This is a genomic window from Algoriphagus confluentis (assembly GCF_036245625.1).
GTDB lineage: Bacteria > Bacteroidota > Bacteroidia > Cytophagales > Cyclobacteriaceae > Algoriphagus > Algoriphagus confluentis.
Map to the genome: position 1 here is coordinate 22125 of NZ_BTPD01000023.1, position 12385 is coordinate 34509.

Annotated in this window: 10 protein-coding genes and 1 pseudogene; 4 read left to right on the top strand and 7 right to left on the bottom strand. The window is 45.5% G+C overall.

The features are described from left to right. The 4 genes from priA (at position 1) to AAA943_RS21355 (ending at position 4727) form a co-directional block, all read left to right on the top strand. The gene (gene priA, locus AAA943_RS21340) at positions 1-2520 is read left to right on the top strand and encodes a replication restart helicase PriA (RefSeq protein ID WP_338226427.1); all 2520 of its coding nucleotides are present in this window, start codon (positions 1-3) and stop codon (positions 2518-2520) included. A gap of 71 nt (positions 2521-2591) precedes the next feature. Next, on the top strand, positions 2592-2927 hold the full coding sequence (locus tag AAA943_RS21345) for an L-rhamnose mutarotase (protein WP_338226429.1): 336 nt from the start codon (positions 2592-2594) through the stop codon (positions 2925-2927). A gap of 83 nt (positions 2928-3010) precedes the next feature. Further along, positions 3011-3928 carry an alpha/beta hydrolase gene (locus AAA943_RS21350; RefSeq protein ID WP_338226430.1) on the top strand — a complete coding sequence of 306 codons (918 nt, stop codon included), beginning with the start codon at positions 3011-3013 and terminating at the stop codon, positions 3926-3928. Positions 3929-4034: 106 nt separating this feature from the next. Then, on the top strand, positions 4035-4727 hold the full coding sequence (locus AAA943_RS21355; RefSeq protein WP_338226431.1) for an HAD family hydrolase: 693 nt from the start codon (positions 4035-4037) through the stop codon (positions 4725-4727). A gap of 185 nt (positions 4728-4912) precedes the next feature. Here AAA943_RS21355 and AAA943_RS21360 read toward each other — a convergent pair whose 3' ends face one another. From AAA943_RS21360 to AAA943_RS21965, 7 genes and pseudogenes are all read right to left on the bottom strand, one after another. Beyond that, positions 4913-5602 carry a hypothetical protein gene (locus AAA943_RS21360; protein ID WP_338226432.1) on the bottom strand — a complete coding sequence of 230 codons (690 nt, stop codon included), beginning with the start codon at positions 5600-5602 and terminating at the stop codon, positions 4913-4915. A gap of 355 nt (positions 5603-5957) precedes the next feature. Next, the gene (locus tag AAA943_RS21365) at positions 5958-7595 is read right to left on the bottom strand and encodes an FAD-dependent oxidoreductase (protein ID WP_338226433.1); all 1638 of its coding nucleotides are present in this window, start codon (positions 7593-7595) and stop codon (positions 5958-5960) included. Positions 7596-7935: 340 nt separating this feature from the next. Then, positions 7936-9000, bottom strand: coding sequence for a DUF6807 domain-containing protein (locus tag AAA943_RS21370; RefSeq protein WP_338226434.1), 1065 nt, complete (start codon positions 8998-9000; stop codon positions 7936-7938). Positions 9001-9003: 3 nt separating this feature from the next. After that, positions 9004-10365: a Gfo/Idh/MocA family oxidoreductase gene (locus AAA943_RS21375; protein ID WP_338226438.1), complete on the bottom strand. Its 1362-nt coding sequence runs from the start codon at positions 10363-10365 to the stop codon at positions 9004-9006. Between the two features lie 232 nt (positions 10366-10597). Continuing rightward, positions 10598-11479: a sugar phosphate isomerase/epimerase family protein gene (locus AAA943_RS21380; protein WP_338226435.1), complete on the bottom strand. Its 882-nt coding sequence runs from the start codon at positions 11477-11479 to the stop codon at positions 10598-10600. A gap of 152 nt (positions 11480-11631) precedes the next feature. After that, on the bottom strand, positions 11632-12171 hold the full coding sequence (locus AAA943_RS21385) for a dihydrofolate reductase family protein (RefSeq protein ID WP_338226437.1): 540 nt from the start codon (positions 12169-12171) through the stop codon (positions 11632-11634). A gap of 52 nt (positions 12172-12223) precedes the next feature. After that, a pseudogene (locus tag AAA943_RS21965) lies at positions 12224-12385 on the bottom strand (IS30 family transposase); the annotation flags it as partial.

Genomic DNA, 12385 nt, shown 5'->3' on the forward strand with positions numbered 1-12385 from the left:
GTGGAAAGTCTTTTTGGAGATCATGATTTTTTGGATAAAAACAGCGGAAACAACTTCGCCGATATCATCCTGCCCGTGCCGATTCCGAGGATGTTCACTTATCGGATTCCATCGGCACTCAAGTCAGCGATTCAGATTGGGCTTCGGGTAATTGTTCAGTTTGGGAAGAAAAAAGTCCTCACCGGCATCATTGGCAAGGTTCACAATAAGCCTCCCCAAGCCTACGATGCCAAGCCGATCTTGGATATTCTCGACAGCGAGCCGAGTGTGAATCCCCTGCAAATCCGGTTTTGGGTTTGGATGGCAGACTATTACTTCTGCCATATCGGAGAGGTGATGTTTGCTGCCTTGCCTTCCGGTCTCAGGCTTTCTTCAGAAAGCAAGATCCAGGTTAACCCCAACTTTGACCCAGAAACCAGCAAATATCCTTTGGATATCAGAGAAGAGAAAATTCTCGAGGCCTTGGAAAATCAGGCAGAACTCAGCTACGAGGACTGTGAAAAAATACTCGGAATCAAGACGATCCATCCCATTCTGAAAAGCTTGGTAGCCAAAGAGGCCATCCTGATCTTTGAAAAGGTGCAGGATAAATACAGCCCAAAGGTGGAGACCCGTATTCGATTGGTTCCGGAAATCGCCAAGGACAAAAATGCCCTTCAGGCGGTATTTGAAGCTGTCCAGGGCAAACCCAAGCAGGAATCCATATTGCTCAAATTTCTCAGGGACATTCCGGTATTTCAGCGACCCGAACTCAATGAAAAGGGCCTGGATAAAGCTTCCCTTCTCGAAGAGGGAGATTCGGAAAGCTCCCTGAAAACGCTCATCAAGAACGGCGTCTTCGAATCCTTCAAGCAGATAGTCAACCGAATCGAGGAAGTGGAGGCAGGCCGGAAAGCCTATACCCTTTCCTCTTCCCAGCAAGCTGCCTTTGATGAAATCAAGGAGCATTTTGAAAGCAAGCAGACGGTTCTATTGCATGGGGTAACTGGTTCGGGCAAGACCGAAATCTACATTCAACTGATCCAAGAGGTCATCGACAGCGGTTCACAGGTATTGCTTCTCCTCCCTGAGATTGCCTTGACCACACAAATTGTGGGGAGACTTAAGCAGGTTTTCGGCTCCCGGATGGGCGTTTACCATTCCAAATATTCCGACAACGAACGAGTGGAAGTATGGAATGGAGTGCTTAGTGGGCGCTTTCCATTTGTAGTTGGGGTGCGATCTTCGATTTTTCTTCCATTTGACAGTCTGGGGCTTGTCATCATTGACGAGGAGCACGAACCTAGCTACAAGCAGTTTGACCCAGCTCCTCGGTTTCACGCTCGGGATGCGGCCATCATGTTGGCCTACTTTCATCAGGCGAAAACACTTTTGGGTTCCGCCACTCCTTCCTTTGAAAGCTACTCCAATGCCAGCCAGGGAAAGTACGGTTACATATCCTTAGATCACCGATTCGGAGATGCTACCCTCCCGGAATATCACCTGGCCAACCTTTCCGCAGACCGAAAGAAAAACCTGCTCAAACTGGACTCCACCCGTCTGCTCCGCGAGAAAGTCCAGCAGGCCCTCGATCAGCAACAGCAGGTGCTCATCTTCCAAAATCGTCGGGGCTATTCCCCCTACATCCAATGTGAGGACTGTGGATGGACCGGACAATGTGTGCAGTGCGACGTCAGCCTGACTTATCATCAGTTTGCTGAGGAGCTACGCTGTCACTATTGTGGATATAAGGAAAAGATTCCCCAAACCTGCCCTGCTTGTGGAAGTTCTCAGCTTTCTTTGGAAGGAATGGGGACAGAGCGTATCGAAGAATCCCTGAGTTTGCTTTTCCCGGAAGCCAGAATGGGAAGAATGGATCTGGACACCACACGAAACAAGCATGGTTATCAGCGGATTTTGGATGAATTTGCTGCGGGACAAATTGATATTTTGGTGGGCACACAGATGATTACCAAGGGCTTGGATTTCGGAAACGTAAGTGTCGTGGGGATTTGGGATGGAGACCGAATCTTGAACTTCCCGGATTTCAGATCGGGAGAAAGGGCCTTTCAGCAGATCACTCAAGTCGCCGGACGTGCCGGAAGAAGGGAAGTGAAGGGACAGGTCATCATCCAAAGCCGAAAACCAGAAAATGAAGTATTTGAAAATATCATCCGAGGAGATTATCAGGAGTATTTCCGTCAGGAAATGATGGACCGGAAAAAATACTACTACCCACCTTATGTCAAGCTGATCAAAATCACCACCCGCCATACCGATTTCAAGACTGCCGAAAAAGCTGCCCATGCCCTTCATCATCAAATGGCCAAGATCCCTGTGAAAAAGATTGTGCTCGGGCCTGAAAAGGGGGTAATCGCGAGAATTAAAAACCAATACCAACTGGAAAGCCTGATCAAGCTCGAAAAATCCGGAGCTACTCAGAGTGTTTTCAAAGAGAACCTGACCCGAATCATCGAGGAGCTTCAGGCCGTGCCGGATTTCCGTTCGGTAAGATGGGTGGTGGATGTGGATCCTTCCTGATTGAGTTTTTTGAATTCAGGATGGGAAAAGAAGAATTTTTCAGTTTCTTGAGAATTGAAAATCCAAAGCCCATGCAAAGATTTCTTCTGATCTGCGACCTAAAAGACGAACCGGGCGCTATTCAAGCTTATGTCGAATGCCACCAAGCCGTTGCTCCGGAAATTCTCGAAAGTATTCGCGTGGCAGGAATAAGCGGCATGAGTATTTATCGCTGGAGAAACAGGCTAAGCATGATTCTGGAGACTGAGGATGATTTCAGCTTCGAAAAGAAAGCTGTTTTGGACAATGCCAATCCCAAAGTTCAGGAATGGGAGGCCTTTCTTGGCCAATTTCAGACCAACTTGCCCGGCACACCTGCCAACTGGAGATGGGCGCTTTGTGAGCCGATATTTGAGTTTAAAGGATAAAGTCGGATGCCGGATTTCAGATGTCGGATTTCGGATTTGGGATTTACCTATAAAATTTTAGAATCTTGAACATTTCTTATGCTATGAAAAAATCCTTCCAAACCCTAGCCTTGATCCTACTGAGTATGCTGACTTTTGCGCAAAATCACACCCTTCCACTCTGGGAAGGCACCCCTCCCCTGCAGAACCCTTCCGATTTGCAGGAAGAATCCACTCAGCAGGGAATCCTCAGAATCGCCAATGTGCAAACTCCCAGCATCGATGTGTATTTGCCCACCAAGCAAATTGCCACAGGAGAGGCAGTGGTGATCTTTCCTGGAGGTGGCTATGCTATTTTGGCTTACGATTGGGAAGGAACTGACTTTGCCAAATGGTTCAATGCTCAGGGAATAGCTGCCATAGTGGTCAAATACCGACTGCCCATCTCCAAATCCCTGACCGATCCTAAAGAAGTACCTCTCCTCGACGCACAGCGGGCCATCCGAATGGTCCGAGCTAATGCTGAGGCTTGGAACATCAACACTTCCAAAGTGGGGATCATGGGCTTCTCAGCCGGAGGACACTTGGCCTCCACTCTGAGTACGGAATATGCCCATGAAGTGAACCGTCCCAAAGACTCCATTGATGCCCTTTCTGCCCGACCGGATTTCTCCATTTTAGTCTATCCGGTGATTTCCTTTAGAGATGCTGCCGTACATTCAGGTTCGAGAAAAAACCTGATCGGTGAAAATGCCTCCCAAGAATTGATGGATCGATTCTCCGGGGAATTGAATGTGACTGCTGATACTCCCCCCACCTTTTTGGTCCATGCCCAGGACGACAAGGGCGTACCTATTGAGAATTCCCTGCTGTATTATCAGGCTTTGCATCAACATGGGGTCAAAGCCTCCCTTCACATTTATCCCAGCGGAGGACATGGGTTTGCTTTTGGTTTGGGAAAAGGAGCTGTGGAAGGATGGAGAGAGGTGCTGCTCGCTTGGATGAGAGAGACAGTAAAGTAAAATTTGTAAATGGTAAGTAGTTAGTAGTATTTTGCTGTGAGACCACTCACTTTTTACTAATTACCACTTACTTTTCTTTTTGAAACCACACCAAATATCTCAAATAATGCCTATCCAAGTAATCGCCTTCGACGCCGATGACACCCTTTGGGTCAATGAACCCTTTTTTCGCGAAGCGGAAGAAAAATTCGCCAGTCTATTGGAAGACTTCATGCCTCAGCATGCAATCATGAAGGAGCTGTATCGCACAGAAATCGAAAATCTGAAATTGTATGGCTATGGAATCAAAGGATTTATGCTTTCTATGATTGAGACCGCTTTGAGGATTTCAGATCATAAAGTGCCGATCACGCTCATCGATAAAATCATCCGGATCGGTCAGGATATGTTAGAAAAACCAGTAGACCTCCTTCCCGGAGTCGAGAAGGTTTTGAAAGCTTTGAATGGAGACTATCGCATAGTGATGGCAACCAAAGGTGATTTAGTCGATCAGGAGCGAAAATTAAAGAAATCAGGGTTGGAAAAGCACTTTCACCACATTGAAATCATGAGCGAAAAGCGAGTCAGTGATTACGAAAAACTTATCCGTCATCTGGATATCCAGCCTTCGGAGTTTCTGATGCTAGGCAATAGTCTAAAATCAGATATTCTCCCCGTACTGGAGTTGGGAGGATATGGAATCCATATTCCCTTTCATATTACTTGGCTCCATGAGCAGGTGGAGCATGAGATAGAGCATGAGCGCTTTTTCCAAGTCGAGCATATCGAATCGGCAGTGGAAATTCTAAAGAAGTTATGACATGAGCTTTTTCTCCTTTTCGGCGAATATTCAGTACTTCAGCAGGCTCATAAAATAGGGTAAGACCAAAAATTACAGTCCCTTGTGCCTCCGGTTGTGTTCTGCCAATAGGTTATTCTTTCACTGGTTGGAAAGTAAATCTTCAAAAAAAATCAATCACTTACCTAGAAATTATTAAAAACCGATCAATCACCGGCGCTTGTTTTATTCTCATAATTGGTTTTAAGTTGCTTGAAAACCAAATGATACTCCTCCTTCCCTTTGGGAGTAAGGTAGGGTTCGAATACATTCAATATCCCGGCAATATAGATAGGCTTGACCTTATCGAATGACTGATCATTGTCATATAGGGAATAAGACGAAATCCAAGTGGTCATGGTATTGATGAATTGAAATCGGAACACCAGAACTTGGAACTCTTCCAAAATGGACTCTGAAAGAAGCTGCTCGTCCACCAAGGCTTGAACCATAGCCACTGGTGTATCTTTTTGGCTGTTCCAGGATTCGGTTATTTGGTCAAACAGAGTCTTTTGGGATTGACTTGCCAGGGAGATAAAGCGGATGGTGGATCTATTTTCAAACTGAATATCCATAATTTTGGACAACAGGTCCACGAAAGTAAAAAAGGATGGATCTTTGGCTAAGGTAATGCCCATTGAAACCTCGGCGACATCCTTTTCCAAAATCTCACCCAAGCCCATAAACAAATGATCCTTGGTGGGAAAGTAGTTGGTAATTCCCCCTATTGTGATTCCGATGATTTTTGATAGTTCCCGAAGAGTCAAAAAAACCCCTGTTTCATTCAGGATTTTTCTTGACTCATATAGAATATTCTCCCGGGTTTTTTTCCCTTTAGTTTTTTTCTCTACTGTCATATTGGGTTTTCTAGCTGCTTTCAAATTGATATTCTCATCCTAAATCAGGTTTAAACTAAACTAGACAAAATGTTCCTGTTATTTAGGTCTTTCATATAAAATAAAAACTTTATTTTCCGTTTGATCCTTTATCCTTAACAATTGAAGCGAAAAATAATCATTGGCTTCACTTAAATTTAAAAGCAAGAAAGCATAACTCCAACTTTTCCCGACCAGATGCCTACTAGAGTCGCTAAAAAAACAAAAGGTGGAACTAGCCTCCAACATCCTCCTTCCAAAAATCGAAATCATGAATCTTCAAAGTAACCATGAGCAGGATTAAGTTCAAAATAGTAATTCAACTAAGCAGGGAAGATCAATTTTCCAACACCTGTTTTTCCTCAACTAGAACCTTTTTTAGCTTTTCATAACCTAAATCCTGCACAGCAATACGCTCATCTATGGACAAGGATGCCGCCACTGCTGCACTTTGACCCAAAATCATAAATACGGGTTCCATTCGAATCGATCCAAAGGCGGTATGCGAGCTCGATACACAAACTGGGACTAGCAGATTGGTACACTCCTCCTTTTTGGGCACCAAGGTCCCGTAGGAAATGGAATAGGGTTTTTCGGGATGAACCCCGATATCTCCTTCATTTTGGACAAATCCTCCCGGAGTGACAAATCTCTGGGTATTGTGAGAATCCAGGGAATAGGACCCCATTCCAACAGACTGAGGGACAGACTTTGCACCCAGCACATCCTGTTCGGTCATCACATAGGCCCCGACCATTCTTCGTGCCTCCCGCACATAAATCTGATGAGGCCAATTCCCATTGTCTGTGAATTCATCCTGGGCCAATCCGTAATTGGCCAGTTCATTCCTGACCTTTTCAGGAACACGGACATCGTTTGCCAAGAAATACATCAGTCCTTTTTGATAATCCTCGTGCTCTTGGATGATTTCCCTTCTGCGAGTATAGCTTGCCTCAGGATAGTCGAAATTTTTTCCGATATAATCCGTACTGAAAGGACCATGATTGTTAGTATCTGTCTTCAGGTTGGGAATCGGATCAAACTTCCAAAAGGTCTCATTCCAGCCAGCGGCATAAACTCTAGCCAAGAGCTCATACCGATTGGAATCGTAATTGGAAGGCTTGGGAAAAGGAATCCGATTATCTGGGTTTTTGCTCAATGCCATTCGGAAATTGTAAGCCTGAAGTCGATGATCCCCTTCTCCGTTTTTACCCGGAGGATCGGAAGAAATCTCTGGCAAAAGTCCACTGCTCGGGTCTCCCGGAATCCGATAAGCTGAAATGGAATCCATGAAATAGTGCCGGTGCTGAAAAACTCCAACCTGTACTCCATTCCAAGTCTCGCCATAAACCGAATTGGCTTCCCGGCCCACATGGTAGCTTACCCCTGCAGCAGCCATCAAATCTCCCTCATAGGTAGCATCGATGAAGACTTTACCCTTGTACTTTTTGCCGGAAAGGGTTTGAATCGAGACAATCTTTCCATTTTCCTTAACCACTCCTTTCTCCCGATCTAGCCACTCGTCTCGGTGGACTTTAAGTTGGTTTTCTCGGACAAAATCCTCAAAAATCCGCTCGGCTACATGAGGCTCAAAAATCCACATGGTTCGGTTATCTCCATCAATTGCCGGAGTTCCCTGCCCTTTATTTCCATATTCCTCTCTCTTTTGCCATTTCCAAGCTGAATCCTGAGTATAGTGAAGATATACCCGATGGTAAAATTCCCTTGCCAATCCACCGATGACCGCCTTGTTTCCCGTATCCGTAAATCCCAAACCACCCGAAGACAATCCTCCCAAGTGAATATCCGGTGAAACAACAATCACAGATTTCCCCATCTTCTTTGCCTGCACCGCAGCCGTAACCGCGGAAGAAGTCCCTCCATAGATGATGATATCGGCTTCATTGATCTCTTCCTTCGTCGTCGAACAGGCTACCAGAAAAGAAAAGAATAGACAAGCGAATAGGGCTCTCATGGGGGTATGGGTTGAGGGTTAAGGGTTAAGGGTTAATAGTTAAGGGTTAGTAGTTGATTGTGTTTGAAAATTGAGAATTGGTTATTGATCATTGACCATTGGTTATTGTTCCTTGGTTATTGGTTATTGATCATTGCTCATTGGTAATTAATCATTGTTTGGTAGTTAAAAGCGTTTGGAAATTGAGAATTGGTAATTGATTATTGCTCATAGGTCATTGCTCATTGATAATTGGTAATTGATTATTGCTCATTGGTCATTGCTCATTGATAATTGGTTATTGATTATTGCTCATTGGTCATTGCTCATTGATAATTGATCATTGGCCATTGCCCATTGTTTATTGCTCTTTTCCAAAGCTACCTGCCTCCGAATTCAAGACCTCATCGCCTGGGATTTCCCCAGAATAGACCATTATACGATACCGAAATGTGACCGACTCCCCAGCTTTCAAACCAAAATTCAGCACATCTTTTCCTCCACTCAATTCCTTTTGTCCCAAAGGATTGGCTGAAAAGAGACCATACCCTCGGGCATGCCAATAGGTCGGATAGCCGGGATTGGAGGGATGGTCCAGAATGACGACAGATATTTTTTCCTTTTCTATCTCTCCGTTGAGCGTCACCCATTCCCCACGGGTACCCCATACATCATCTCCCTCTTTTCCTTCACTGCTCCGATATTTGCCACTGACCCCTTCATTATTCAGACTAGCTACTGTAGTGGGGATCCCATTGGCATCGGTAAAAATCTCCGGTTTATTCGAAGGATGCTCCAATTCTCGGGCTACCCGGATCGCAAAGACACCCTCCTTATTATCCTTCATGGATACCGGCTCGCTTTGTGCGGTAAGGGTAGTAATTCGGTCTATGGTTCGTTTTTTCCCTTCTGCCGAAAAAACAAACCGGGTCTTCTCCTTCAACAAAACATTTCCATCCGGAGCCAACCAGTCCATAGTTACCTCCAACTCAGCGGAATTCCCGTTTTCGTTCAACGCTGTGATTCCGGTATGCCTGATAGTTCCGTATTTATCCTTTTTGTCGGCAGGAATGGCATCGGAATTATTCCAAAAGTCCAGTCCATTGACATCGCCATAATTCATCCAATGCCCAATATGATGGGGATGGTCCACCCGCTCTCCCGGTCTGGGTGCCAAAGGAAAACCTCGGGTGATTTCATGGCCACCAGAGGTAATAATGGGGTAAAGAACTGGCTTGGCAATCGTCTCAGGATAGAGATAAGCTGTAAAAAGCTCCTCTCCGATCCGTACCTCCACCTTCTTTTCGGCATCCTTACGAATCAATTTCACTTGATCTTTTTGAGCATGAAGGGGCGCATTCATTCCGAAAAAGAAGGACAGCAGTACACCTGCTGTCCCCCATTGGATTTTATTTCTCGATCGCATAGCTCAATACTGGAAAGGCTTTCCACCAGCCAAGACTTCCTGCTTTTCCTCATCAAAGGTCACAAACTGACCTGTTCTCAGTGCAGCTGTGGTCATGATATTGGCGATGGAGTGGTTGTACCCTGCCATCACGTCTGCGTTGGGCTTCTTACGGGACCGAACGCATTCCATCCAGTTGCGCATATGGGCGGAAGTCATGTCATCTGCTCCGGTATTGGCTCCGGTTTCCACTTTCACCGCTTCTCCCAAAGCCATTTCCTGAAGCAGGTTTTCCTGCATTCCCATTGCTCGGGCTTGATTTGCTCGAAGGCCTCCGTTTGGAGAGATCTTATTGGTATCCAAATTCAGCTCTCCTGCATTGGAATAGTAAATCTCCTTGGTGCCTCCGGCTGAATTGGTGAAGCGCGAAGAATAGATCACTTGGAAACCTTTTGAGGAGTCATTCAAAGGACCATAATCAAAAACAGCGGTCATCGTATCAAAATTCTGGCGACCGTCCTTCCAAAGGTAAATTCCCCCGTTGGCAGCTACACTTCTTGGGTGGGGCAAGTCAGTAAACCAATGTACTGTGTCGATCTGATGCGCCATCCACTGTCCGGGAATACCGGAAGAGTAAGGCCAAAATAGACGGAACTCCAGATATTTTCTCGGGTCCCAGTCGGTTTTTGGGCGATTCATCTGGTATCGATCCCAGTCGGTATCCTCTTTTCTGATCTGATCCACCAAATCCGGTCTTCTCCAGCGTCCGGGTTGATTGACATTCCAAGTCATTTCTACGGCTACAATATCTCCAAACTTGCCCGCTTTGATGAAATCATGGGCCTGATGATAATTGATCCCACTTCTACGCTGTGAGCCTACCTGCACGATTTTTCCGGTTCGAAGCACCGCTTCTTTTGCCGCCCGATTATCTGCCATTGTTTCTGCAAAGGGCTTTTCCACGTAAGCATCTCTGCCTGCTTCTACTGCCTCTTTGCAATGAAGCGCATGCTGAAAATCTGCCGTACTGATGATCACTGCATCCACGTCATTACGATCGTAGAGTTCATCATTGTTTCTGCAGGCAGCGATGTCTAAACCCGCTTTTTCCTTCACAAAAGCTTGGGCTTCCTCTCTCCTTCGGCTCCAGATATCCGAGACAGCAGTAAACTGAAAATTCATCTCCTTGGCGTGAATTTGCATGGCAGGCACCAAAGCTCCCCGACAGCGGTCAGAGAATCCTACAATACCCACATTCACTCGATCGTTTGCTCCGAGGATGCGGCTGTAACTTTTAGGTGAAAAGGCCATAGCACCCAGACTGAGTCCAGCTGTGCCTAAGGCTGTTTTTTTGAGAAAATCCCTTCTCGAATTATCGTTGTTCATGGCATTTTGGGTTAGTATGTTCAAGGTTTTGAGTTATTGGTTATTGGTTAATTGGTTATTAGTTAATTGTTAAGGGTTAATTGTTAAGGGTTAATTCGTTGTATTTCTTGATCATTAGAAAATTTTCAACTCTCCAAAGCCAACTCAAGTACTGCTCCCTATTGCTATTGGAACTGCCCCTTTTTACTGCCGACTGCCTGCTGTCCACTGCTTACTACCTACTGTTTACTGCTTACTGAGCTACCAGTTCCTGAAACAGTCCCAACTGCTCTTTCAAGGCAATTACCCGGTCAGCGGGCTTGGTTCGGGCTTCCAATAGGATCCATCCCTCGTAATTCATCCCATTGAAAAGCCTGAATAATTCAGGGTAAGGATAGTTGCCGACATTAAACTCACGCACGTGGACGGTATCGCCAAACCATTTTTTCACTGAATGGAAATTAGCTTCCAAGCCGGGAGGAAGTAAGTCCTCCTCGTTGCAGTTCCAGCAGATTTTCACATTGGGCTCGGTGACTTGGTCAAAGATGGCCTTCATCACCGGCAGTTCCTGAGTATGCTGACCATGCACTTCCACTCGGATGAGCTGATCATAATCCCGCGCATATTTTCCCACTTCATTGAAGGAGGACGCAATCTGAGCGATGGTTTTTTCCTTGGGCACCTCAGGCGGCAAGAAGTTGGGTTTGACTTTGATCCCAGTCGCCCCAATATCATGGCAAAGCTGGATATAGGCTTTTGTCCCGTCGATATTCTGCTTGAGCTTCACCGGGTCAGGACTGTGGTACTCGTAATTGCTCCCGTAACCTAAGCAGGTGACGGGGCTGTCTGCAAACCGCTTTTTGACTTCTTCGCGTTGGCTTTTGCTCAGATTGGTCTCTACGGCATGAGCATGTTGGGTACGAAGTTCTACTCCCAGCACACCGGTTTTTTCACAATTGGTGATCAATGTGGCCAAATCCCAATCCTTGGCCCACTCGTAGGTGACGAGGCCAAACCGCATTTTAGATTCCCTTTGGGCGGCATTTAGGGATAATCCAGGCAAGACGGCAAGTCCTGCTCCGCTTAGAAGAGTGCTCTTTATAAATCGCCTTCGGCTTAAATCCTTATCCATCATGCATTTAAAATAAGAAATTAAGTATCCAGAACCCTGTGTCGGAAAGTTAAAATCTGCGGAAACGATTGAGTAAACTCCAGGGATTTTTCAGAAAAATAGAAGGCATCCTTTGAAAAGGAAGAAAAGAAAGGCAGATCAAAGATGAAACAGGCTTACCGCATTCGGATATATCGATTTTGGGCCACCTTGTCCAAATATAGTTTGGACTCGACACAGGCAAAGTCCAGTCTTCGGGGAAGTTCGGAGAAAAGCGGAATTCCTCCACCGAGGAGCACCGGAATGGTGGTAAGGGTTAATTCATCAATCAAATCCTCTTTCAAAAAACTCTGTATTGTTTTGCCCCCATCAATGTAAAGTTGAAAATATCCTTTGGCATGAATCTCGGACAGGATTTCCTGAAGACTTCCTCGGACCAATTCGGCCTTTCCTGAGTACGAGTCAGGAATTGAGGACAGGCTGTTGCTCAGGACAAAGACCGGTTGAGTATAAGGCCAGGGGATATCAAAGCCACAAACGGTTTCAAAAGTAGTTCGCCCCATCACCAAGGCATCTATCCCGGAAATAAATGCACTGTATCCCATGTCATTGTGCTCGGGGCTGGGAATGGAATGCAGCCAATCTATTCCTCCTTCTCTGTCGGCGATAAACCCATCCAAACTGGTAGCGATAAATACTTTGTTTTTCTTCATCATATCCGATCACCAAATGATTAAAACCAAAAGTTTTTGACCCGAAAAGCCGTGTTCAACTTATAAGTGCAACACCTAATTTTTGTTTGAGTTTTTGTATTGGACTAAGGTAATTAAACTTTCTAACGGGTCTGTTATTGATTTTAGCTTCGATTGCTTGTATTTGTTCTGTTGAGATTTCATTGAGGTCAGTTTTTTTAGGTAAGAAAGCTCTAAT

Excerpts from the sequence above, each read along its gene's own strand:
- AAA943_RS21380 (WP_338226435.1), bottom strand. The coding sequence starts at position 11,479 with ATGATGGATAAGGATTTAAGCCGAAGGCGATTTATAAAGAGCACTCTT.
- AAA943_RS21375 (WP_338226438.1), bottom strand. The coding sequence starts at position 10,365 with ATGAACAACGATAATTCGAGAAGGGATTTTCTCAAAAAAACAGCCTTA.
- AAA943_RS21345 (WP_338226429.1), top strand. The coding sequence starts at position 2,592 with ATGCAAAGATTTCTTCTGATCTGCGACCTAAAAGACGAACCGGGCGCT.
- AAA943_RS21365 (WP_338226433.1), bottom strand. The coding sequence starts at position 7,595 with ATGAGAGCCCTATTCGCTTGTCTATTCTTTTCTTTTCTGGTAGCCTGT.
- AAA943_RS21360 (WP_338226432.1), bottom strand. The coding sequence starts at position 5,602 with ATGACAGTAGAGAAAAAAACTAAAGGGAAAAAAACCCGGGAGAATATT.
- AAA943_RS21355 (WP_338226431.1), top strand. The coding sequence starts at position 4,035 with ATGCCTATCCAAGTAATCGCCTTCGACGCCGATGACACCCTTTGGGTC.
- AAA943_RS21350 (WP_338226430.1), top strand. The coding sequence starts at position 3,011 with ATGAAAAAATCCTTCCAAACCCTAGCCTTGATCCTACTGAGTATGCTG.
- AAA943_RS21385 (WP_338226437.1), bottom strand. The coding sequence starts at position 12,171 with ATGATGAAGAAAAACAAAGTATTTATCGCTACCAGTTTGGATGGGTTT.
- AAA943_RS21370 (WP_338226434.1), bottom strand. The coding sequence starts at position 9,000 with ATGCGATCGAGAAATAAAATCCAATGGGGGACAGCAGGTGTACTGCTG.